The organism is Streptomyces sp. NPDC014676, from assembly GCF_043084105.1.
Classification (GTDB): domain Bacteria; phylum Actinomycetota; class Actinomycetes; order Streptomycetales; family Streptomycetaceae; genus Streptomyces.
Genome location: NZ_JBIBZI010000018.1, coordinates 40,384 through 61,553, shown reverse-complemented (window position 1 = coordinate 61,553; position 21,170 = coordinate 40,384). Strand labels below are relative to the sequence as shown.

Below are 21,170 nucleotides of genomic sequence, written 5' to 3'. Positions count from 1 at the left end.
AAGTGTCTGTGGCCGTCAGAGGACACCGGCGGGTTTCTTGCCGGGCTCGGCATGACGGGCTGACTCGTCGAGTTGGGCCTGCACCCGGTCCTTGATCTGCGTCAGACGGTCCTTGCCGATGCGGTACCCGGCGGCTCGAATGGCCGTCTCGATGTTGCGGCGTGAGGCGCGTCCTCCGCGTCCCAACGGTGCGGTGCGAGCGACGACGAGCAGTTCTTCAAAGGTTGCGTCGTGCTCGTGGGCATCCGTGTTGGCGTGTGCCTTCTGCGGCACATCGACCGCTTCCTCTGCCGTGTTCGGGGGTTCGGCCACATCGGGCAAGCCTTCGGCCTGCGCCGGCAGACCGGCGTCGTCCTCCGCAGGGGCGAGCGGTTCGATGGTGTTGTGGCCGGGGTCGGGGACGTTGTGGCTCTTTGTGGCGGCCGCTTCGTCGGCCTGGGGTGCGGGGTGGCGGCGGATCACAAGGTCGAGGTGGACAGCGCCGGCGAGCGCGAGTGGGGCGATGGCGGACAGGGCGCCGACGGTGACGTTGTCGAGGTGGAGTCCGGCGGTGTGTGCCTGCTGGTTGAGACGGACGGCGTGGAGGGCGTTCGCCCAGATGCTGGTGACGGTCGCGAGGCCGACGAGTGCCCAGACGTACAGACGAGAACGCCATGGTGCGGCACGAAGGATGAGCAGGGCGGCGACGCCGATGGCGATGAACCCGTCGATCACGAGCGGGAAGGCGTAGGTGAGCACTCCGCGGATGTGGATGGCGACGGCCATCTGCCGCAGGGCGTCGTAGGAGAGGGCGAAGCCGATCGTTCCGACCAGGGCGACCCCGAGGCGGATCGCGGCGGTCAAGACCGGCACGGGGGACGTGGTGGTGCGTGAAGGCAAGCGGCGTACTCCAGGCGGTGGCGGGTGCCATGGGCACAAGGGGCCGGCGGGAAGGGCAGTGACTCGTCGCACCCGTCGCATGCCTGGTCAGGCAGGTACGGATGGCCGCCGTGGTACGGGTGGACTCGTCACAGCGACGACACCCGTCGCGGGGCTGACCTGCGATGCGACGAGTGCGACGAGTCTTTACGGGTGCGGGCTCGGGACGTGGGCGTCGTTCTCGTCGCCGCTGTCGGCCGTCGGCTCTTCGGGGCAGTAGCGGGCCCACGCGTCGATGAAGCGGAGGCGGGCGAAGCCCTTGGCCTGCCGTCCGCCTTCGAAGCGGTGGGTGGCGGCCTTGATGTCGAAGTCCTTCAGGAGGATCCCCAGGTGGCGCGGGCTCAGGCCGGCGGTGCCGTACTCAGCCCAAGGCGCCTCCTGATCCTTGAGGAGTTCGTCCAGGAGGTCACGGGTGCGCATGATGTCGGGATCTCCGCAGCGCGCGAAGGCACGGCGGATGTCCTGCAGCAGGCGCGTCTTCAGGTTGGACTCGTCGTCTTTGCCCGCCTCGGCCGCGCACATGGCCTCACACGCGGTACGGGCCTGCTCGGGCCAGGTGCCGCCGGCGAGTTCGGCGACGATCACCAGTGGCTCCCAGGTGTCCGCCGCACGGTCCTGCACCGGCATCGGCGGTACCAGATCCGCTGCGGTGTCCATCAGGGGCCGGAGCCAGGCGGTCAGCCGGTCGCGCAGACCGTGGAGGGCAGGGATGTCACGGCGGGAGCGGAACTGATCCACCCGCTCACCGTCCTTGCGGCGCTGCATGCGGATCACCACCGCCCGGTCCATGACCGTGTCCGGCAGGTCCCCGATGCCGGCGAGTGCGGCCATCGCGAAGGTGGGGAACGCCTGCGGCTTGTGCTCCGGGCCGGAGATGCGCAGGGCGGGCCGGTTGCGCTGGTGGCCGGCGTTGAGCAGGCCGCGCAGCTCCTCGTTCTTCTCGGCGGCCTTGATGCTGCCGAAGATGGTGTCGGCCTCGTCCACCAGCAGGGTGGGTGGGTCGTCGCCGATGGCGCGGAAGACCACCGCTGGGCTGGTGTTGACCGTGATCAGCGGTTCGCGCACCGTCTCGGTGATCACGTCCAGCAGGCGGGACTTGCCGCACCGCTTCGCCGGCCCGACCACCGCGAGACGGGGCGCGTGCTGGAGCGCGGGCTGGATGTGGGTGGCGGCCACCCACAGCGTCACAGCGGTCAGCGCCTCGCCGCTCGGCAGGATCACGTACCGCGCGATGGCTGCCCGCAACTCGTCCAGTAGCAGGGCCCCTTCATCGGGTCGCGTCGGCTCCTCGTCGGTGGCTGAGGTCGGGGGAGCGGGGGCGGCGGCGGAAGACGTAGGTTCGTCCACAGGCATTCCTCCCTGGTGGGCCGGACGGGCAAGGCCCGGCCCACCGGTTCGATCGTTCAAGGGCGACGGAGCAGGGGCTTTGACCGGCGGCTTCAGGACGCGAGGTCGTACGCGGACTGGCTGGTCACCCAGGCGTCCACCTCGTGCCAGCGGTAGCGCAGGTGGCGGCCGACCTTGTGCACGTTGGGGCCGATGGCCCGGTACTTCCACTGGTAGAGGGTCTTCACCGGCACGCCGAGGTAGGCGGCGACTTCCGCCGGGGTGGCCAGCGGACCACGCCTGGCAGCGTCGGCGGTGGAAGAGGCGTTGGCGTTGCGGGCAGCGGGATTCGGCATACGGCTCCTTTTCGGTCATGGACAGCGTGCCTGGACAACACAGCCACACCGCGAGCGAAGAAGTCCAGCGTTGGTTCTAAAACTCTCCACTAATTCCCTCGGCGTGGCTGGGAGGGGGAATAACCGTAGAGGCGGATCGGCCGTTGACCAAAAAGTCGGCGGCTACGTCCTCGTCCTTGAGCCCACGAGAGGTCCCCTCAGGGTCGGTGCCCGCCGTTGTCGCAGGCCAAAGGGTGACTAGGTAGGTGCGCAAATGAGCTGGAGCGGGCGGTGAGCACATCGGTAGATACCTGCTCAAAACACCCAAATTTTCCGCGCGACGGCAAGTTAGCACAGCGACCGGCGGGAATTGCCCGTCCGCGCCTCGTGAATAGGAGAGATAAACGCCACGCCGCCCACGGTCACCTGGCGGCGAGTTCTGTAGAGTTTTAGAGCCAACTCTTGCCATAAAGGCCAGCTGCAAGTTACAGCTACCTGTCATGGCAACACGACCCGTCGAAATAGGCCCCGCCGGCCTCCACACCGCCCGCGCCATAGAGCGAATACGTATCGCGCGCGGCCTGACCCAGTACCAGCTGGCTGCGCGATGTACCGCGCTGGGCCGTCCGATCTCCAACACCGCCCTCAGCCGCACCGAGCGTGCCCACCGCCGCTGCGACGTCGACGACCTCGTCGCGATCTCCGCCGCCCTCGGCGTCTCGCCCGCAGTCCTGCTGCCTTTGGAGACCTCTCCAATCCAGATCTGGGAGTGCATCCAGGGGGTTCTTCTTGGCTGACGTGTACGACCGCTGGCACAAGTCCCACCCCAAGCCCACCGAGGCCGAGTGCGGTGAACACAAGAGCCGTACGCGGCAGATGGTCCCCACCGCTGATCACGACGTCGGCAAGCGTTGGCAGGTCCGCTACCGCGATCTGGACGGCCGCCAGCGCAAGGAGAACTTCGACACCAAGGCCGAGGCGGACAACCGGGCCGCTGAGGTCGACGTCGAAATCCGGCGCGGCTCCTACGTCGTGCCAGCCGAGACGAAGCAGACGCTCGGCGTCTACGCGCAGAAGTGGCTGGACGCGAACTCCGTCGGTCCGACGACAGCCCTCCGCTATGAGGCGACGGTCCGCAACCACATCGTCGAGCACCTCGGGCGACGCGAGCTGCGTTCCCTCAACCAGCCCTCGGTCATCCAGGGCTGGATCCGCACTCTTCAGGACGCCGGCCTGGAGGTGTCGACGATCGAGGGCATCTTCGACATCCTCTCCAGCATCCTCGGCGCGGCCGTGGAGGACGGGCTGCTGCCGAAGAACCCCTGCAAGGCGAAGTCGGTCAAGCTGCCGACCGCGACCAAGAAGAAGATCATCCCTTGGCCGCTGGAGCGCGTTCGCGCAGTCATCGCCGGCCTGCCCAAGCGCTTTCATGCCGGCGGCAAGCTGGCTTTCGGCTGCGGCCTGCGCCAGGGCGAGGTCTTCGGCTTCGCCGTCGAGGACATCGACTTCAAGGGCGGCTGGATCCACGTGAACCGCCAGGTGCGGCTCGTCGGCACGAAGCCCGTCTTCGCGCTGCCCAAGGGGAACAAGATCCGGTCCGTGCCTCTACCGGCCCAGCTTGCCGCTGCCCTCAAGGCGCACATGAAGGAGTTCCCGCCGGTCGAGGTCACCCTGCCCTGGGCCAAGCCGGACGGCGAGCCGAAGACCTTCCGCCTTCTCTTCGTCGACCAGAAGGGGCGGGCGTACAACCGCAGCGTCTTCAACATGGGCGACTGGAAGCGCGCCCTGGCCGCCGCCGGCGTGATCCCTCCCCGCGAGCGCGGTGCGAGGTACCTCCAGGCGGCCCGGGAGGACGGGATGCATGCCCTCCGGCACGCCTACGCCTCCGTGCTCCTGGATGCGGGGGAGAGCATCAAGGCGCTCTCCGAGTACCTCGGCCACTCGGACCCAGGCTTCACGCTCCGGACGTACACGCACCTGCTGCCGTCCAGCGAGACGCGGACCCGCAAGGCCATCGACGACGCCTTCACGGAGCAGCCGGCACGAGAAGCCCAGGGCACATCAGTGCCCCCGGCAAAACCAATGTGCCCTCAATGTGCCCTGGCCGCCTGAAGGCCCCTTCCGGCACATGACGAGGGCGGGGTCCGAGAACCCCGCCCGCTACACGAGAAACCCCAGCTCAGGGCCACACCAGGCAATAAGGCTGATGCCCCGCCTCATGCAGCCGATGGCTGAAGTCCTGCCACTCGTGCAGCAGTTGGTACACGTTGAACGCGTCCCGCGGGCCGCCGCGGTCCGGGACCGTCGACCAGATGAAGGCCGCCGCGCCGACCGCCTCCTCGCCTATGCCGCGCAGGGGGTCGACGACCGTCATGGGGAGTTTCACGACCGCGTAGTCGGGGTGCAGGACGACCAGTTCCAGGGGCGGGACCTTGTGCAGGGGGACGCCCTCGATGCCCGTGAGGACCATCGCGGCCATGGTCTCCGGCTTGATCTTGGTGAACATGCCGCCCATGCCGAGCTCGTCGCCGCCGAGCTCCTCGGGGCGCATCGATATCGGGACGCGGGCCGCGGTGGCGCCGTCCGGCGCGCCGAAGTACTTGTACGTCACCCCCACCCGACCACCATTCCCGCTCCCCGCCCCCCTCAGGGGGTCGATCCGCTCCGGCTCGCCGCGCGCGCGGCGCGTCTCGTCCGTGTCCTCCGCCTCGCGCCGCCGGTGCCTTCCCCGCCGGGCGCGCCGAGGACCCAGGTCATCAGTCCCCTCGCCCAGTCCGCCACCGCGATGCATATCTCCACCCGACTGCTTTTCTAGGACGCGTGGCCCCCGCCGCGCAACCCGATCATCGTGTCAGTGACCTCCCCCACGGCCGCCCGCCGAAACGTGCGGTGAAGCATCTGCCCGCGGGGTGTCCGCAGCCTCCGGCCGGCTCCGGCCGTGTGAGCTGTGTGTATCAGACGTCAGTTTCGCAGATCATGGCCGAACGGGGGCCGGATGCCGCAGGCCGCCCCTGGCCTACCCTGGACACGTCATACGCACCCGGAGCCGGGAAGCCCCCGGAATGTCGGAGAAGGTCGGAGAAGTCGCAGGTCATGAGCGAACTGCCATATTCATACGAAGCCCGAGCCTCGCAGGCGCTGTTCGACCGTGCCGCGGCCGTCACGCCCGGCGGCGTGAACTCGCCGGTGCGCGCCTTCCGCGCCGTCGGCGGCACGCCCCGGTTCATGGTGTCAGGCACCGGCCCGTACCTGACCGACGCCGACGGACGCGAGTACGTCGACCTGGTCTGCTCCTGGGGGCCGATGATCCTCGGGCACGCGCACCCCGAGGTGATCGCCGCCGTACAGGAGGCCGTCGCGCGCGGTACGTCCTTCGGCACGCCCGGTGAGGGCGAGGTCGCGCTCGCCGAGGAGATGACCGCCCGGATCGAGCCGCTGGAGCAGGTGCGGCTCGTCTCCAGCGGCACCGAGGCCACCATGTCGGCGATCCGGCTCGCCCGCGGCTTCACGCAGCGCACCAAGGTGGTCAAGTTCGCCGGCTGCTACCACGGGCACGTCGACTCGCTGCTCGCCTCCGCCGGCTCCGGGGTGGCCACGTTCGCGCTGCCCGACACGCCCGGTGTGACCGGCGCCCAGGCCGGCGACACCATCGTGCTGCCGTACAACGACCTCGACGCCGTGCACGCCGCGTTCGCCGCGCACCCCGGTGAGATCGCCTGCGTGATTACCGAGGCGTCGCCGGGCAACATGGGCGTCGTACCGCCGCTGCCCGGGTTCAACCAGGGGCTGAAGGACGCGTGCGCCGCGAACGGCGCGCTGTACATCTCCGACGAGGTCATGACGGGGTTCCGGACCAGCCGGGCCGGGTGGTACGGCGTCGACGGCGTCCGCCCCGACCTGATGACCTTCGGCAAGGTGATGGGCGGCGGCTTCCCGGCCGCGGCCTTCGGCGGGCGCGCCGACGTGATGGCCCACCTCGCCCCGGCCGGGCCCGTCTACCAGGCCGGCACCCTCTCCGGCAACCCCGTCGCCACCGCCGCCGGGCTCGCCCAGCTGCGGCTGCTCGACGACGCCGCGTACGAGAAGGTGAACGCCGTCTCCGGGCAGATCCAGTCCCTCGTCACCGAGGCGCTGGCCAAGGAGGGTGTCGCGCACACGCTGCAGAACGCCTCCAACATGTTCTCCGTGTTCTTCACCGACCGCCCGGTGCGCGATTACGAGGAGGCGAAGACGCAGGAGTCGTTCCGCTTCACCGCGTTCTTCCACTCCCTCCTCGCGAACGGCGTCTACCTCCCGCCGTCGTCCTTCGAGTCCTGGTTCGTGTCCACCGCGCACGACGAGCGGGCCGTCCAGCGGATCGCCGACGCCCTTCCGGCGGCGGCCCGAGCGGCAGCGGAGGCGACCGCGTGAGCACCGTGAAGAAGAACGACGACGTCACCGTCGTCCACCTCATGCGGCACGGCGAGGTCGAGAACCCGGACGGGGTCCTCTACGGCCGTCTCGCCGGCTACCACCTCTCCGAGCTGGGCCGGCGCATGGCCGACCGGGTCGGCGAGCACCTCGCCTCCCGCGACATCACGTATGTCGTCGCCTCCCCGCTGGAGCGGGCGCAGGAGACGGCCGAGCCCATCGCCAAGGCGCACGGCCTGGACATCGCCTCCGACGAGCGGCTGATCGAGGCGGAGAACGTCTTCCAGGGCAAGACCTTCGGCATCGGCGACGGCGCGCTGCGCCGCCCGGCGAACTGGAAGCACGTCGTCAACCCGTTCAAGCCGTCCTGGGGCGAGCCGTACGTCGACCAGGTCATCCGCATGATGGGCGCGCTGAACGCGGCCAAGGACGCGGCGCGCGGACACGAGGCGGTGCTGGTCAGCCACCAGCTGCCGATCTGGATCGTGCGGTCGTACGTGGAGAAGCGGCGGCTGTGGCACGACCCGCGCAAGCGGCAGTGCACGCTCGCCTCGCTGACCACCTTCACCTACCAGGGCGACAGGATCGTCTCCGTCGGCTACAGCGAGCCGGCCCGCGATCTCGTCCCCGCGCATCTGCTCGCGGGCGCCAAGCCGGTGAAGGGGAAGAGCAAGGCCTTCGGGGCGTAACGCCCGCCGTCCGGGGCCGGGGTTGCGCCCGTCCGGGCCCGGCGCGGCACCCGCCGCTCGGGACCGGCGCTGCGCCCGTCCGGGACCGGGGGCACGCCCGCCCGGGGCCGGCGCGACACCTGCCGTGCGGGACCGGGGGCACGCCCGTCCGGCACCGTGACGCGGTGCCCGGCGGGAACCACGCTTTCGAAAATCGTTGCGAAACCCTCGCATCCGTCCGGGAACCCCCGCCTCCGTCGCGTCCTCTGAGTGAGTGACCACCAGAGGACGTGACGAACGGGGTTGCCATGCGCAGTCTCACCCGTAGGGGAATGCTCGGGCTCGGGGCGGGGGCCGCTGCCGCCGCCTCGCTGGCCGGGTGCGGCGGCCACAAGGACGCGGACGGCCCCGGCGGGTCCCGTCCCGCCGGCGACCGGCCCGGCGCGCAGGAGCCGAAACCGGACCCGAAGCCGACGAAGACGGCCCGCCCGATCGGCGACGGCTCGACCTCCTTCACCGGCAAGCAGCCCCACCAGCCCGAGGCGCCGGTGCCGCTGGAGCCGGGCCAGACCCCGCCGCAGTTCGTCGTCTTCTCCTGGGACGGGGCCGGCGAGGTCGGCAACGGCCTCTTCCCGCGCTTCCTGGACCTCGCCAAGGAGCACGGCGCGTCCATGACCTTCTTCCTCTCGGGCCTCTACCTGCTCCCCGAGTCGAAGAAGCGCCTCTACGACCCCCCGAACAACCCGCGCGGCGCCTCCGACATCGGCTACCTCACCGACGGTCACATCAAGGACACGCTGAAGAACGTCCGCCGTGCCTGGCTCGAAGGGCACGAGATCGGCACCCACTTCAACGGCCACTTCTGCGGCGGCTCCGGCAGCGTCGGCAACTGGACCCCGCAGCAGTGGCGCAGCGAGATCGAGCAGGCCAAGTCCTTCGTCAAGGAGTGGCGGACCAACTCCGGCTGGACCGACCTGGAGCCGCTCCCCTTCGACTACGACAAGGAGCTCGTCGGCGCCCGTACGCCCTGCCTGCTCGGCCAGGACAAGCTGCTGCCCACCGCCCGCGAGCTCGGCTGGCGCTACGACTCCTCCTCGCCCGGCGGCCGCCAGGTCTGGCCGTCGAAGAAGCAGGGCATATGGGACCTCCCCCTGCAGCAGATACCGTTCCCCGGCCACTCCTTCGAGGTCCTGTCGATGGACTACAACATCCTCGCCAACCAGTCGGTCAACTCGACCAACGCGCCCGCCCACAACCACCCCGGCTGGCGCCGGCAGGCGGCCCAGGCGTACATATCCGGCTTCAAGCGGGCCTACGAGACGAACCGCGCGCCGTTCTTCGTCGGCAACCACTTCGAGCAGTGGAACGGCGGCATCTACATGGACGCCGTGGAGGAGGCCCTCAAGCACATCGCGCGCGAGAAGGAGAAGGGCGGCGACGTGAGGCTCGTCTCCTTCCGGCAGTTCACCGACTGGCTGGACGCGCAGAAGCCCGAGGTCCTGGAGCGGTTCCGCACCCTGGACGTCGGCCAGGAACCGGCCGGTGGCTGGAAGGCGTTCGCGAAGGACACCGGCGGGGCGACCGGAACGGGCCCCGGCAACGGCGCCTGAAATGCGGGTTTCCGCCCGCACGGGGGGTGCGCAAGATCCCCAGAACGGGCATGCGAAACTTTTCACATGAGTGCCGCCAGCCGCGCCCCCCAGCGCTCGAACCGAGCCGTTCACAGCCCGGACCGCGCCCTCCGCGCCCCGCGCGCCCGCCGCCGCGCCACCCTGGCCGCCGGCGCCGCCGCGGCCGCGCTGCTCGTCTCCGCCTGCGGCTCCGGCGGAACGTCCGGCGGGGGCGGCAACACCAACTTCGTCACCGGCGGCGACGGCATCTCCACCGTCCCCCAGGGCAAGCGGGCCGCCGCGCCCGACCTGTCCGGGAAGACCCTCGAGGGCAAGCAGCTCGACGTCGCCGACTACAAGGGCAAGGTCGTCGTCCTCAACGTCTGGGGCTCCTGGTGCAACCCCTGCCGCGCGGAGGCCAAGTACTTCGCCAAGGTGGCCGAGGAGTACGCCGACCAGGGCGTGCAGTTCGTCGGCATCAACACCCGCGACGGCAGCACCACGGCCGCCCTCGCCTTCGAGGAGGACTTCGGCATCCCCTACCCGAGCCTGTACGACCCCACGGGCAAGCTGATGCTCCGCTTCGAGAAGGGCACCCTCAACCCGCAGGCCGTTCCCTCCACCCTGGTCCTGGACCGGGACGGGAAGATCGCGGCCCGCGCGCTGGCCCAGCTCGACGACGAGCGGCTGCTGAAGATGCTCAAGCCGGTCGTCGCGGAGAAGTGACGTGACGGCTCTGCACACGCTGGCCGCCGAAGCCGGCCACAACGGCACGGTGCTCACCCTGGCCGCCGACGCGGGCTACAACGGCACGGTGCTCAACGGCGCCCTGCTGGTCTCCCTGCCCATCGCGCTGCTCGGCGGGCTCGTCTCCTTCTTCTCGCCCTGCGTCCTGCCGCTGGTCCCCGGCTACCTCTCCTACGTCACCGGCGTCTCCGGCACCGACCTCGCCGAGGCCCGGCGCGGCCGCATGGTCATCGGCGCCTCCCTCTTCGTGCTCGGCTTCACCGCCGTGTTCGTCTCCGGCGGCGCCTTCTTCGGCTACTTCGGACAGACCCTCCAGGAGCAGTCGGACGTCCTGTCCAAGGTGCTCGGCGTCCTCATGATCCTCATGGGCGTCTTCTTCATGGGCCTGATGCCCTGGCTCACCCAGCGCGAGTTCCGCTTCCACAAGCGGCCGGCCGCCGGACTGGTCGGCGCCCCCGTCCTCGGCGCCCTCTTCGGCATCGGCTGGACCCCCTGCATCGGCCCCACCCTCGCCTCCGTCCTCACCCTCTCCGCACAGCAGGAGAGCGCCGGACGCGGAGCCATACTGACCGTCGCGTACTGTCTGGGACTGGGCGTGCCCTTCGTGCTCGCCGCCGTGGCCTTCCGCAAGGCGCTCGGAGCCTTCGGCTGGGTCAAGCGGCACTACGTCTGGGTCCTGCGCGTCGGCGGCACGATGATGATCGCGACCGGTGTGCTGCTGCTGACCGGCGCGTGGGACAGTCTCGTGGCGGAGATGCAGACCTGGTCCAACGGCTTCACTGTGGGGATCTGACCCGATGAGCAAGACGACAACCGACGACTCCCACCGGGCCGCCGACGACACCTCCCGGGCCGCCGACGACCAGGACCTCGGCGCCGCCGGCTCCCAGTTGTCCACCGCGCCCACGGAGGACGCGCCGAACCTGCCCTCCCTCGGCGTCATCGGCTGGGCCCGCTGGTTCTGGCGGCAGCTCACCTCCATGCGGGTCGCGCTGCTGCTCCTGCTGCTGCTGTCGCTGGGCGCGATCCCCGGCTCGCTCATCCCGCAGACCGGCATCGACGAGACGGCGGTCGCCGACTTCCGCGAGCGCCACGACGTCCTCGCGCCCCTCTACGACAAGCTCGGGCTCTTCCACGTCTACAGCTCGGTGTGGTTCTCCGCGATCTACATCCTGCTGTTCGTCTCCCTCATCGGCTGCATCGTGCCCCGCACCTGGCAGTTCGTGGGCCAGTTGCGCGGCCGCCCGCCGGGCGCGCCCCGCCGGCTGACCCGGCTGCCCGCCCACACCACCTGGCGCACCGAGGCCGAACCCGAAGCCGTCCGCGAGGCCGCGCTCGCCCTGCTGAAGAAGCACCGCTTCCGCGCCCACCTCGCCGGTGACGCCGTCGCCGCCGAGAAGGGCTATCTGCGCGAGGTCGGCAACCTGCTCTTCCACATCGCGCTGATCGTGATGCTGATCGCCTTCGGCTGGGGCCAGCTCTTCAAGTCCGAGGGCAACAAGCTGATCGTCGAGGGCGACGGCTTCGCCAACACGCTCACCCAGTACGACGACTTCAAGTCCGGCAGCCTCTTCACCAACGACGACCTGGAGCCGTTCAGCTTCGACGTCAAGGAGTTCACCGGCACCTACGAGCGCACCGGCCCCAACAAGGGCACCCCGCGCACGTACGAGACCGAGCTCACCTACACCGAGGGCGCCGACGGCGAGGAGAAGACGGCCCTCGTCAAGGTGAACAAGCCGCTGGAGATCGGCGACGCCAAGGTCTACCTCGTCAGCCACGGCTACGCGCCCGTCATCACCGTCCGCGACGGCAAGGGCAAGGTCGTCTACCGGGACGCCGTGCCGATGCTGCCGCTCGACGCCAACGTCACCTCCTCCGGCGTGGTCAAGGTCCTCGACGGCTACCGCAACCCCGGGGGCGAGAAGGAACAGCTCGGCTTCAACGCCTTCTTCGTGCCCACCTTCGGCGGTTCCGCCACCGGCACGATGCTCTCCCAGTTCCCCGCGCTGGACTATCCGGTGCTCGCGCTCTCCGCCTACCACGGCGACCTGAAGGCCGACTCCGGCATTCCGCAGAGCGTGTACCAGATGGACAAGACCAAGATGAAGGAGTTCAAGGACTCCGAGGGCGAGCTGTTCAAGAAGCTGCTCACGCCCGGCGAGACCATGACGCTCCCGAACGGCGCCGGCTCGGTCACCTTCGAGAAGGACGTCAAGGAGTGGGCCGGCTTCCAGGTCGTCCAGGAACAGGGCGGCGGCTGGGCGCTCGGCGCCGCCGTCGCCGCGATCGCCGGCCTCGCCGGCTCCCTGTTCATCCAGCGCCGCCGCGTGTGGGTGCGCGCGGTGCGCGGCGACGACGGTGTGACCGTCGTCGAGATGGCCGGCCTCGGCCGCAGCGAGTCCGCGAAGGTGCCCGAGGAACTCGGTGACCTCGCCGGAATCCTCTACGACCGGGCGCCGAGCGCGCCCGATCCCTCCCCGGACCCGACCGGTCCCACCGACACCGACACCGATCCCGAAGCCGTACCTGCCGAAGGGGCTGAGAAATGACTCTCGCCGCCGCAACAGATCTGGCCGCCGCGGCCAACGAGAACCTCGCGGAGATCAGCAACGTGCTGATCTACTCCGCGATGGCGGTCTACACCCTCGCCTTCTTCGCGTACATCGCGGAGTGGACCTTCGGCAGCCGCAGCAAGGTCGCCCGTACCGCCGCAGCCCTCAGCCCGAAGGCGGGGGCCCAGGAGGGGAAGGCACCGGCCGTCACCGTGAAGCAGGCCGGCGGCACCGCCGTACTGGAGCGGCCGAAGGTCGTCGTGCGCGCCGCCACCGGCTCCCGCGACGTGCCCGACGGACCCGGGGCGCACGGCGGCGACGAGAAGGGCGACCTCTACGGACGGATCGCCGTCTCCCTCACCGTGCTCGCGTTCTGCCTCTCCTTCGGCGGCGTGCTCACCCGCGCACTGTCCGTGGAGCGGGCGCCGTGGGGCAACATGTACGAGTTCAACATCACCTTCTCCACCACCGCGGTCGGCGTGTACCTCCTGCTGCTGGCGCTGAAGAAGGACATCCGCTGGCTCGGCCTGTTCCTCACCACCACGGTCCTCCTCGACCTCGGTCTGGCCGTCACCGTCCTCTACACCGAGAGCGACCAGCTCGTCCCCGCCCTGCACTCGTACTGGCTGTACATCCACGTCTCCACGGCGATCCTGTGCGGCGCGGTCTTCTACGTCGGCGCGGTCGGCGTGATCCTCTACCTGTTCAAGGACGCGTACGAGAACAAGCTCGCGAGCGGCGGCAAGCCCGGCAGCTTCGCCACCTCCGTCCTGGAGCGGCTGCCCGCCGCCGCGTCCCTCGACAAGTTCTCCTACCGGGTCAACGCGGCCGTCTTCCCGCTGTGGACGTTCACGATCATCGCGGGCGCCATCTGGGCCGGTGACGCCTGGGGCCGCTACTGGGGCTGGGACCCCAAGGAGGTCTGGTCCTTCATCACGTGGGTCGCCTACGCCGGCTACCTGCACGCCCGCGCCACCGCCGGCTGGAAGGGCCGCAAGGCCGCCTACCTGGCCCTGCTCGCCTTCGGCTGCTGGCTGTTCAACTACTACGGCGTGAACATCTTCGTCTCCGGCAAGCACTCGTACGCCGACGTCGGCCTGGGCGCGCTGGGGTCCGTCGGGTTCTGAACCCACGCACCACGAAGGCCGGTTCCCTGTGACCTGAGTCACGGGAACCGGCCTTCGTCGTCCGGACAGGCAGAAGGACGTGGACACGAATCTGCGGAGACGCATCCGCGTGGGGGACCACGACGCCTTCGGTGACCTCTTCGACGCGTACGCGCGCTCCGTCTACAACCATGCCTACCGGCTCACGGGGGAGTGGAGCACCGCCGAGGACGTGGTGTCCCTGACGTTCCTGGACGCCTGGCGGCTGCGCGGGAAGCTCGACGAGGAGGGCGGGTCCCTCAGGCCCTGGCTGCTGGGCATCGCCACCAACGTCACCCGCAACACCCGCCGCGCCGCCCGGAGGCACGCGGCCGCGCTCGCCCGTCTCCCGCGCGACGAGGCCGTACGGGACTTCGCGGATGAGGTCGCCGGGCGCCTGGACGACGCGGGCCGGCTGGCCCTCGTCCACGCCGCCCTCGCCGCGCTGCGCCGCCCCGAGCGCGAGGTGCTGGTGCTGTGCGTGTGGTCCGGGCTGGACTACGCCGCCGCGGCCCAGGCGCTCGGCGTGCCCGTCGGCACCGTCCGCTCCCGCCTCTCCCGTGCCCGGACGAAGCTCGCGAAACAACTCAAGAAGCAGGAACCGCCCGTGTCCCGCGGACAGATGAGAGGTGACCGCATCACAGCGGTCGGGCCCTTGAGGGAGGAAAACCGATGAACCAGCTCCCCGAACTCCCGGAGAGAGACCTTCCGCCGGCCCGTCACCGACTCCTCAAGGAGCATTTGATGACCGAGATCCGGCGAGACGAGCTCACCCCCGCGCGCACCCGCACCAGGTGGCTGCGCCCCGCGCTGATCGTGGGAGCCGTGGCGGCCGTCACCGCGGTCGCCGTCACCGTCGCGGTGCCTTCCGGCCGGGCGGAACCGGCCGCGTCCGAGGAAGCCGTGGCCCTGCTGGAGGACATCGCGCTGGCGGCCGAGCACGCGGACGTGCCGGAGGACATCCGCGACGACCAGTTCGTGTACATCAGGAGCAGGGTCGGCTGGAGCGAGCAGGAGGGCGACGGACCCGCGAAGCTGGAGCCGCTCCACCAACGGGAGGTGTGGCTCTCGGTCGACGGCAGTCAGCAGAGCATGCTGCACGACCCCGTCGTCAGGGCGGACCACGAACTGCTGGAGAAGCAGACCCCCGGCATCCCGTCCAACAGCAACTACCGTCACCTCCAGACACTGCCGACCGATCCCGACGAGATGTTCGACTGGCTGCAGGACAACAGCTCCGGCCACAGCAGCAAGGCCGAGGCCACCTTCGCCCTCGTCGGCGACCTCGCCTCCGAGTCCCTGATGCCGCCGGCCCAGGGCGCCGCCCTCTACCGCGCGGCGGCGAAGATCCCCGGCGTCTTCGTGATCGACGACACCGTGGACGCGGCTGGGCGGCACGGCGTGGCGGTCGCCCGGGTCGACGCCGGAGAGCGCGTGGAACTGGTCTTCGACAGGAGGACGAAGGAACTCCTCGGTTCACGGGAGGTGGCTGTCGAGGACCTTCCGTGGGGCTACGAGAAGGGCGAGATGACCGGCCGCACCGCTGTCCTGGAGCGCGCGGTCGTGGACGAGCGGGGCGAGCGGCCCTAGAAGGCTGCCGGGCATCCGGTGTCGCGGTCCCGGCTCGGTGGAGCCGGGGCGGGCCTACGGCAGAGGAAGGGGAAGGGGCCGGGGAGACGGCCGGTCCGCGTGTGCCGGGCACCGCTGTCAGTGGTGCCCGGCACACTTCCGATCATGGATTCGAAACTGCGAACGGCCATGGACGACCTCGGGCGCAGGACCGGTGTTCCCGCACCCGTGGTCGAGGAGGTCCTGCTCCGACTGCGTCCCTCCGTCCGGCTGTGCCCGGACGCGCCCGGACAGGACGAGAACGCTCCGCCGGCCGCCAGGCTGGGCGGACTGCCCCGGATGCCCGAGGACATGGCATGGCCCGACTGGCAGGCGCACATCGCCACCATCGACTGCGCCGCGCTGCCGAGGAACGTCCTGGACATCGCGCTGCCCGAGGACGGTCACCTGCTGGTGTTCGCCGACGTCGTCGACCCCGACGGCTCCGCCGCCGTGCGGTACGTCCCGGCCGGCTCCGGGACCGTCGAACGGGGACCGAGGATCACCGACGAGAACGGGGACTCCCACGACGTCACCGTCTACGAACCGATGCCGCTCCATGCCGTGGTCGTGCCGAGCTTCGACGACCACTGGGAGAGCCTCCCCCTCGCGCACGAGTTCATGGAGCGGGACCCCTCGGGGCTGGTGGCACTGGAGGATTTCAACAGGGGGTTGGACGCCCTCCTGGACACGTCCCGCTTCGCGAGCATCCGGATCGGTGGGCACTCGCGCTACTTCCAGATTCCTCCGGAGGAGGACGGACTGACCCACTTCCTCTCGGTTTTCGGCGACCCGATCTGCGGCAGTCCGTTCGACGTCGCCCTCGCCGGGACGCCGGAGGACATGGCGGCCCGCCGGTACGAGGAGCTCCAGGTCTACCTGGGGGGCTGACCGGTCCCCGTGGTCGCCCGGCCCCCGCCGGACCCGGCCGGGCGCCTCTGTACCCTGGCCCGATCATCGCCGCGCGGGCGCTGGTCGGGGCTGGGAGGAACGTCATGGGTGCGCCGGTACTGGAGGAGTTGCGGGAGGTCTGCCAGCCGCGGGCCAAGATGGACAGCCGCAACGGCGAGCACTGGGCCGGCCGGCTCTACATGCGGAAGATCTCCCTGCGCACCACCCGCCACCTGGTCCGCACCCCCGTCACCCCCGACCAGCTCACCTGGACCATGGTGGTGTGCGGAGTGGCCTCCGGCGCCGCGCTGATGATCCCCGGCCTGACCGGCGCGGTCCTCGCCGTGATCCTCATGCAGCTGTTCCTGCTCTTCGACTGCGTGGACGGCGAGGTCGCCCGCTGGAAGGGCCAGAACAGCGCGGCCGGCATCTACGTCGACCGGCTCGGCGCGTATCTCGCGGACGCGGCGCTGATGGCGGGCGCCGGCTACCGGGCCGCCGAGTCAGGCGTCGGCGGCTGGCTGTCGGTCGGCATCGCCACCGCCCTCGGCGTCGTCCTCCTCAAGGCCTCCACCGACCTGGTGGACGTCGCCCGCGCCCGCCGCGGCCTGGCCGTCGCCGACGACGAGTCCACCCGCCCGCGCTCGGAGGGCGTCGCCACGGTCCGCCGCATCGCCGCCGCGTTCAAGCTCCACCGGGTCACCAACGGCATCGAGGCATCCCTCGTCCTGCTCGTCGCGGCGATCGCCGACGCGGTCACCGGCGGCATCGAGCCGACCCGCTGGGCGCTGGGCGCGCTCGCCGTCATCACCTGGGTGATGGTCCCGGCCCACCTGCTGTCGATCCTGTCCTCGTCCCGCCTGCGCTGACCCCCCGGGAGCGGCGCCCGCGGAGCCACCTCGTCGAAAACGCGTGAGCACTTTCCATGGAAGTGCTCACGCCCTTCACATCTGAGCGCCGCATCAACGGAATCGACCAAGCTGTTCACTCAACCGGGGCCCCTCGTCGGTCGGCCGGAACGTGGCAGCGCTCCTCGCACGCGGCGTCCGATTCACTCGCGTGGGTGAACATCACTGGTTTGCCCGCTTTCGGGGTCCCGCTTTCCTTACGTTTGGCGCACATGCCGCCGACATATGTCACTCCCCTTCAGGGGCTGACATGAAGGAGACCCATGGCCAAGCCGCCCCATGAGGCGATGCACCGCATCTTCCAGCACGATCCCGGACTCTTCAGTCGTGTCTCACGCTTCCTCGGAGTCGACATCCCGAGGCCCGTCAAGGCCACCCCCCTGCCGACCGACCTCACCGAGACCAGCCCCGTCGAACGCCGGGTCGACACGGTCCTGCGGTTCGAGACCGCGGAGCAGGGCGACTTCCTCCTCGCCATCGAGGCCCAGGGCGGCAGGGACCCGGACAAGCCGGCGAGTTGGGCGTACTACACCAGTTACCTGTGGACGAAGTACCGGCTGCCCACCGCGCTCCTCGTCGTCTGCCAGGACCACGCCACCGCCAAATGGGCCCAGCGGACGGTCAGCAGCGGACCGCCCCAACTGCCCACCCTCACCCTGCGCCCCGTGGTCGCCGGTCCGCACAACATGCCCGTGATCACCGACCCCGAGGAGGCCCGCGCCGACCTCGTCCTGACCAGCCTCGCGGCCATCACACACGCCGCCGAACCCGCCGTCAATGCGATACTGAAGGCCCTCTCCACCGCACTGCGGGACGTGCCCGAAAACATCGCGGACCCCATCGTCGAATTCACCGCACAGGGCCTGGGCAAGCACCCGGCCAAGCACATCTGGAGGAACCTGGTGGCTGTGGACCTCTCCTTCTACAAGTCCTACCTCGTCGAAGAGATCCGAGAAGAAGCCCGCGCGGAAGCCCGCGTCGAAGGCCGTGTCGAAGGCCGTGTCGAAGGCCGTGTCGAAGGCCGTGTCGAAGGCGAGGCGCGCCGCGCTGCCGAGGATGTCCTGCTCGTCCTGGAGCAGCGCGGCCTCGACATCTCCGACGACGTCCGCAGCCGCGTCACGGACTGCGGCGACCCCGACCTCCTCCGCCGCTGGCTCACCCGCGCCGTCACCGCCCCGAAGGCCGAAGAGATCTTCGAGTGACGCTGACTCCCTGGTCGCCCGGCTCCGTGTGGAGGCGCAGCGCGGCGTTCAGGAAGAGGGCGATGGTCGAAGTGCCGTACGGCGTGCGGCACTTCGACGAACACGGGTGCGATTGGCTTTATGCTTGGCCCTGCCCGCATGGGCCGAGATCGCACGCCGGGAGGCATTTGTGTCAGCGCTGGAGCCGGACGACCCGGGCTCCGTCGGGGGATACCGGTTGATCAGCCGGCTGGGCGCGGGCGGGATGGGCCAGGTGTTCCTCGGGCGTTCCCCGGGCGGGCGGCTCGTCGCGGTCAAGGTGGTGCACGCCGAGCTGGTGCGCAGGCCCGAGTTCCGGGACCGGTTCCGCCGCGAGGTCGAGGCGGCCCGCAAGGTCAGCGGCGCCTTCACCGCCCCGGTCGTCGACGCCGACCCGGACGCGCCCCTGCCGTGGCTGGTCACCAGCTACATCGCCGGTCCCTCACTGGAGCAGGCGGTCGTCGAGCGGGGGCCGTTCGAGGCGGGGGCGGTCCTCGCGCTGGCGGCCGGGCTGGCCGAGGCGCTGGTGTCGATCCACGCCGTGAACCTCGTCCACCGCGACCTCAAACCCTCCAACGTGCTGCTCGCCGAGGACGGGCCCCGGGTCATCGACTTCGGGATCGTCCGCAGCGTCGAGGCCGACTCGATCACCGGCACCGGCCTCGTGGCCGGCTCGCCCGGATTCATGTCGCCCGAGCAGGTCAACGGTGACACGATCACCCCGGCCAGCGACGTCTTCTGCCTGGGCGCGGTGCTGGCCTTCGCGGCGACCGGCGCCCATCCCTTCGGCGAGGGACCGACCCCCGCGCTGCTCTACCGCGTGGTGCACAACACCCCCGACGTCGGCGCCGTCACCGACCCGGCGCTGCACGCCCTCATCGGCGACTGCCTCGCCAAGGACCCGGCCCGCCGCCCCACCCCGCGCGAGATCCTCGCCCGGGTCGGCGCACTGGGCAACGAGAGCACGATGGCCCTGCGGCACCCCGGCCCCTGGCCGCGGCAGGGCAACGCCGCCGGGTCCCCGACTCCGGCCGGTACGCCCGTCCCGGGTGCCCGTGCCACGGACCCGGGGGCCCCGACGAACGTACTGCCGCGCGACGCCGGGCCCGGCGCCCTCCCACAGCAGGCGACCATGGTGGCGCCGCACTTCCACGACCAGGCCACCCGGGTGGGTGCCACCCCGGAGCACGCCCCCGCCGCGACGGAGCCCACCGGCCGCCGGGCGGGCCGGGAGCGCGGTGGCAGCCGACGGGCCTTCCTGCTCCTCGGCATCGGCGGGGGCGCGGTCGCCGCGGCCGGCACCGGAGCGGGGTTCTGGCTCAACCGGTCGGCCGCCGCCGACCGGGACCGGGCCACGCCCCCCTCCTCGGCCTCCCCCTCGTCCTCATCCGCCGCCGCCCCGCAGCCCGCCCGGCCCATCGGGCACTGGCCCCTCGACGAGACCTCGGGCACGGTCGCGCGGGACACCGCGGGCGGCCACGACGGCACCGCGACCGGCGTCACCTGGGTGCCCGGCGGAGGCGGAGCCGTCTTCGACGGGCAGGGCGGCCAGATCATGACCGGGGGACCGGTGGTGGAGACCGGGGAGGGCCGGAACTTCACGATCGCCGCCTGGGTCCGGCTCTCCGCCGCCCCGGGGGGCTGGGCCACCGCCGTCAGCCAGGACGCCGGGGACGCCAGCGCCTTCTACCTCCAGTACGCCGTCGACGAGAACCGCTGGGCCCTCTCCCGCCCCGGCCTGCGCGCCGCCGGCCGCAGCGAGCCCGCCGTGAACGTCTGGACCCACCTCGCCGGCGTCTGCGACGGCCCGGCGCGCACCCTGCGGCTGTACGTCAACGGCGTACAGGAGGCGGAGGCCGAGGACACCAACCCGATATCCGCCACCGGTCCCTTCATCATCGGCCGGGCGTCGTACGGCGGTCAGGCCGTCGACTTCTTCCCCGGCGCGGTCCGGGACGTGCGGGTCTTCGACCGGGCCCTCACCGCCGCCCGGATCAAGAACCTCGTCGGCTGACCCGCCCGGCGTCCTGCCCGCGCCCACCCGCGCCCACCCGCGCTCACCCGGGGTCCGCGCTGATCGACCGCCAGATCCGGTCCGGCAGGACACGGGCCGCCTCGTCGAGGTCCACGTCACCGAGGGTCAGCCAGCGGCGGCTGACCCCGACGACCGGTCCCAGGACCATGGACTCGAGCAGGGGCACCGACAGGGGCGCGACCTCGCCCGACTCGACGTGCCGGCTCACCCACGCGAACAGCGGTGACAGCCGGGCCTCCTGGGCGTCCCGCAACTGCCTCGCCTGGCGCATCCCGATCTCGTCGGCGCGGGAGGAGTGCAGGAGGAGGCCCGCGTCCCGGTGGTCGCGGATGAACGCGAGATACGCCTCCACGAGGGCGTGGACGCCGGCCCGGGCGGAGTCCGACTGCTCCAGGGCCGTGACCATCCGGACCAGCAGCCGTTCCAGCCAGCGCGTCAGCAGGGCGGTCAGCAGGCCGTCCATGCTGCCGAAGTGGTGGTAGAGACTGCCGGGACTCACACCGCTCGCCGCGGTCACCGCGCTGACCGTGAGGCCCTGCTCACCCGACTCCCCGTAGACGCGCAGCGCCGCGTCCAGAAGCTGTTCGGCGGTGACCTCACCACGGTGCTGCTTGGGGCTCATCGCAGGGTCGCTGTACCTTCCAGGCGCTTCTGGAGTGAATTTCTAGAATTTCCTTCCAATCCTAGCCCGCGCTGGTCCAGACTGACCCGTGCCGACGTGCGGTCCGCCCGGCACGGGGGAACGGGCGGGCCGCCGTCAGTGGCGCGGTGACGGAACACGACGACGGGGCAGG

General features: G+C 70.7%; 20 protein-coding genes. 15 read left to right on the top strand and 5 right to left on the bottom strand.

Annotated features, from left to right (window positions below; translation table 11 throughout):
* Positions 1 to 15: 15 nt before the first annotated feature.
* The 3 genes from ACF1DX_RS34285 to ACF1DX_RS34275 all read right to left on the bottom strand — a co-directional run bounded on the left by ACF1DX_RS34285 (position 16) and on the right by ACF1DX_RS34275 (position 2,600).
* Positions 16 to 852, bottom strand: coding sequence for a DUF2637 domain-containing protein (locus ACF1DX_RS34285; RefSeq protein ID WP_391795070.1), 837 nt, complete (start codon positions 850 to 852; stop codon positions 16 to 18).
* A gap of 213 nt (positions 853 to 1,065) precedes the next feature.
* A complete protein-coding gene (locus ACF1DX_RS34280; protein ID WP_391795069.1) occupies positions 1,066 to 2,271 on the bottom strand; it encodes a DUF3631 domain-containing protein in 1,206 nt (401 codons plus the stop codon).
* An 86-nt stretch (positions 2,272 to 2,357) separates the two neighbouring features.
* Positions 2,358 to 2,600 (bottom strand): helix-turn-helix transcriptional regulator, encoded by a 243-nt coding sequence (locus ACF1DX_RS34275; RefSeq protein WP_391795068.1) that lies wholly within the window; start codon positions 2,598 to 2,600, stop codon positions 2,358 to 2,360.
* Positions 2,601 to 3,079: 479 nt separating this feature from the next.
* On the opposite strand from ACF1DX_RS34275, the gene ACF1DX_RS34270 reads away from it, so the two are divergent.
* Positions 3,080 to 3,376 carry a helix-turn-helix domain-containing protein gene (locus tag ACF1DX_RS34270; protein WP_391795067.1) on the top strand — a complete coding sequence of 99 codons (297 nt, stop codon included), beginning with the start codon at positions 3,080 to 3,082 and terminating at the stop codon, positions 3,374 to 3,376.
* A 1-nt stretch (position 3,377) separates the two neighbouring features.
* Positions 3,378 to 4,691: a tyrosine-type recombinase/integrase gene (locus tag ACF1DX_RS34265; RefSeq protein ID WP_391795151.1), complete on the top strand. Its 1,314-nt coding sequence runs from the start codon at positions 3,378 to 3,380 to the stop codon at positions 4,689 to 4,691.
* 67 nt (positions 4,692 to 4,758) lie between these two features.
* Here the strand turns inward: ACF1DX_RS34265 and ACF1DX_RS34260 are convergent, their stop codons facing one another.
* On the bottom strand, positions 4,759 to 5,370 hold the full coding sequence (locus ACF1DX_RS34260; protein WP_391795066.1) for a hypothetical protein: 612 nt from the start codon (positions 5,368 to 5,370) through the stop codon (positions 4,759 to 4,761).
* Between the two features lie 302 nt (positions 5,371 to 5,672).
* Here ACF1DX_RS34260 and hemL point away from each other — a divergent pair, with 302 nt between their 5' ends.
* The 13 genes from hemL to ACF1DX_RS34195 all read left to right on the top strand — a co-directional run bounded on the left by hemL (position 5,673) and on the right by ACF1DX_RS34195 (position 20,355).
* Positions 5,673 to 6,989 (top strand): glutamate-1-semialdehyde 2,1-aminomutase, encoded by a 1,317-nt coding sequence (hemL, locus tag ACF1DX_RS34255; RefSeq protein ID WP_391795065.1) that lies wholly within the window; start codon positions 5,673 to 5,675, stop codon positions 6,987 to 6,989.
* A 41-nt stretch (positions 6,990 to 7,030) separates the two neighbouring features.
* A complete protein-coding gene (locus tag ACF1DX_RS34250; RefSeq protein ID WP_179166985.1) occupies positions 7,031 to 7,678 on the top strand; it encodes a histidine phosphatase family protein in 648 nt (215 codons plus the stop codon).
* Positions 7,679 to 7,989: 311 nt separating this feature from the next.
* On the top strand, positions 7,990 to 9,267 hold the full coding sequence (locus ACF1DX_RS34245) for a hypothetical protein (RefSeq protein WP_391795150.1): 1,278 nt from the start codon (positions 7,990 to 7,992) through the stop codon (positions 9,265 to 9,267).
* A gap of 66 nt (positions 9,268 to 9,333) precedes the next feature.
* Complete coding sequence (locus tag ACF1DX_RS34240) at positions 9,334 to 9,993, top strand: TlpA family protein disulfide reductase (protein WP_391795064.1); 660 nt, start codon at positions 9,334 to 9,336, stop codon at positions 9,991 to 9,993.
* Position 9,994: 1 nt separating this feature from the next.
* Positions 9,995 to 10,807 (top strand): cytochrome c biogenesis CcdA family protein, encoded by an 813-nt coding sequence (locus ACF1DX_RS34235; protein ID WP_391795062.1) that lies wholly within the window; start codon positions 9,995 to 9,997, stop codon positions 10,805 to 10,807.
* 4 nt (positions 10,808 to 10,811) lie between these two features.
* On the top strand, positions 10,812 to 12,566 hold the full coding sequence (locus ACF1DX_RS34230; protein ID WP_391795061.1) for a cytochrome c biogenesis protein ResB: 1,755 nt from the start codon (positions 10,812 to 10,814) through the stop codon (positions 12,564 to 12,566).
* Positions 12,563 to 13,696: a c-type cytochrome biogenesis protein CcsB gene (ccsB, locus tag ACF1DX_RS34225; RefSeq protein ID WP_391795060.1), complete on the top strand. Its 1,134-nt coding sequence runs from the start codon at positions 12,563 to 12,565 to the stop codon at positions 13,694 to 13,696. The genes ACF1DX_RS34230 and ccsB overlap by 4 nt, the downstream gene beginning before the upstream one ends.
* 91 nt (positions 13,697 to 13,787) lie before the next feature.
* Positions 13,788 to 14,390 carry an RNA polymerase sigma factor gene (locus tag ACF1DX_RS34220; RefSeq protein WP_391795149.1) on the top strand — a complete coding sequence of 201 codons (603 nt, stop codon included), beginning with the start codon at positions 13,788 to 13,790 and terminating at the stop codon, positions 14,388 to 14,390.
* Positions 14,387 to 15,304 carry a CU044_5270 family protein gene (locus ACF1DX_RS34215; RefSeq protein WP_391795059.1) on the top strand — a complete coding sequence of 306 codons (918 nt, stop codon included), beginning with the start codon at positions 14,387 to 14,389 and terminating at the stop codon, positions 15,302 to 15,304. The genes ACF1DX_RS34220 and ACF1DX_RS34215 overlap by 4 nt, the downstream gene beginning before the upstream one ends.
* A gap of 144 nt (positions 15,305 to 15,448) precedes the next feature.
* Complete coding sequence (locus ACF1DX_RS34210; RefSeq protein ID WP_391795058.1) at positions 15,449 to 16,213, top strand: DUF1963 domain-containing protein; 765 nt, start codon at positions 15,449 to 15,451, stop codon at positions 16,211 to 16,213.
* Positions 16,214 to 16,317: 104 nt separating this feature from the next.
* Positions 16,318 to 17,082 (top strand): CDP-alcohol phosphatidyltransferase family protein, encoded by a 765-nt coding sequence (locus tag ACF1DX_RS34205; protein ID WP_391795057.1) that lies wholly within the window; start codon positions 16,318 to 16,320, stop codon positions 17,080 to 17,082.
* A 302-nt stretch (positions 17,083 to 17,384) separates the two neighbouring features.
* The gene (locus ACF1DX_RS34200; protein WP_391795056.1) at positions 17,385 to 18,323 is read left to right on the top strand and encodes a hypothetical protein; all 939 of its coding nucleotides are present in this window, start codon (positions 17,385 to 17,387) and stop codon (positions 18,321 to 18,323) included.
* Positions 18,324 to 18,492: 169 nt separating this feature from the next.
* Positions 18,493 to 20,355 (top strand): LamG-like jellyroll fold domain-containing protein, encoded by a 1,863-nt coding sequence (locus tag ACF1DX_RS34195; protein WP_391795055.1) that lies wholly within the window; start codon positions 18,493 to 18,495, stop codon positions 20,353 to 20,355.
* 43 nt (positions 20,356 to 20,398) lie between these two features.
* On the opposite strand, the gene ACF1DX_RS34190 is transcribed toward ACF1DX_RS34195, so the two are convergent.
* Complete coding sequence (locus tag ACF1DX_RS34190) at positions 20,399 to 20,998, bottom strand: TetR/AcrR family transcriptional regulator (RefSeq protein ID WP_391795054.1); 600 nt, start codon at positions 20,996 to 20,998, stop codon at positions 20,399 to 20,401.
* Positions 20,999 to 21,170 lie beyond the last annotated feature (172 nt).

Coding starts and splice junctions, on each gene's coding strand:
- ACF1DX_RS34205 (WP_391795057.1), top strand. CDS start 16,318: ATGGGTGCGCCGGTACTGGAGGAGTTGCGGGAGGTCTGCCAGCCGCGG.
- ACF1DX_RS34215 (WP_391795059.1), top strand. CDS start 14,387: ATGAACCAGCTCCCCGAACTCCCGGAGAGAGACCTTCCGCCGGCCCGT.
- ACF1DX_RS34270 (WP_391795067.1), top strand. CDS start 3,080: ATGGCAACACGACCCGTCGAAATAGGCCCCGCCGGCCTCCACACCGCC.
- ACF1DX_RS34275 (WP_391795068.1), bottom strand. CDS start 2,600: ATGCCGAATCCCGCTGCCCGCAACGCCAACGCCTCTTCCACCGCCGAC.
- ACF1DX_RS34240 (WP_391795064.1), top strand. CDS start 9,334: ATGAGTGCCGCCAGCCGCGCCCCCCAGCGCTCGAACCGAGCCGTTCAC.
- ACF1DX_RS34245 (WP_391795150.1), top strand. CDS start 7,990: ATGCTCGGGCTCGGGGCGGGGGCCGCTGCCGCCGCCTCGCTGGCCGGG.
- ACF1DX_RS34250 (WP_179166985.1), top strand. CDS start 7,031: ATGCGGCACGGCGAGGTCGAGAACCCGGACGGGGTCCTCTACGGCCGT.
- ACF1DX_RS34190 (WP_391795054.1), bottom strand. CDS start 20,998: ATGAGCCCCAAGCAGCACCGTGGTGAGGTCACCGCCGAACAGCTTCTG.
- ACF1DX_RS34210 (WP_391795058.1), top strand. CDS start 15,449: ATGGATTCGAAACTGCGAACGGCCATGGACGACCTCGGGCGCAGGACC.
- ccsB (WP_391795060.1), top strand. CDS start 12,563: ATGACTCTCGCCGCCGCAACAGATCTGGCCGCCGCGGCCAACGAGAAC.
- ACF1DX_RS34230 (WP_391795061.1), top strand. CDS start 10,812: ATGAGCAAGACGACAACCGACGACTCCCACCGGGCCGCCGACGACACC.
- ACF1DX_RS34280 (WP_391795069.1), bottom strand. CDS start 2,271: ATGCCTGTGGACGAACCTACGTCTTCCGCCGCCGCCCCCGCTCCCCCG.
- ACF1DX_RS34200 (WP_391795056.1), top strand. CDS start 17,385: ATGGCCAAGCCGCCCCATGAGGCGATGCACCGCATCTTCCAGCACGAT.
- ACF1DX_RS34260 (WP_391795066.1), bottom strand. CDS start 5,370: ATGCATCGCGGTGGCGGACTGGGCGAGGGGACTGATGACCTGGGTCCT.
- hemL (WP_391795065.1), top strand. CDS start 5,673: ATGAGCGAACTGCCATATTCATACGAAGCCCGAGCCTCGCAGGCGCTG.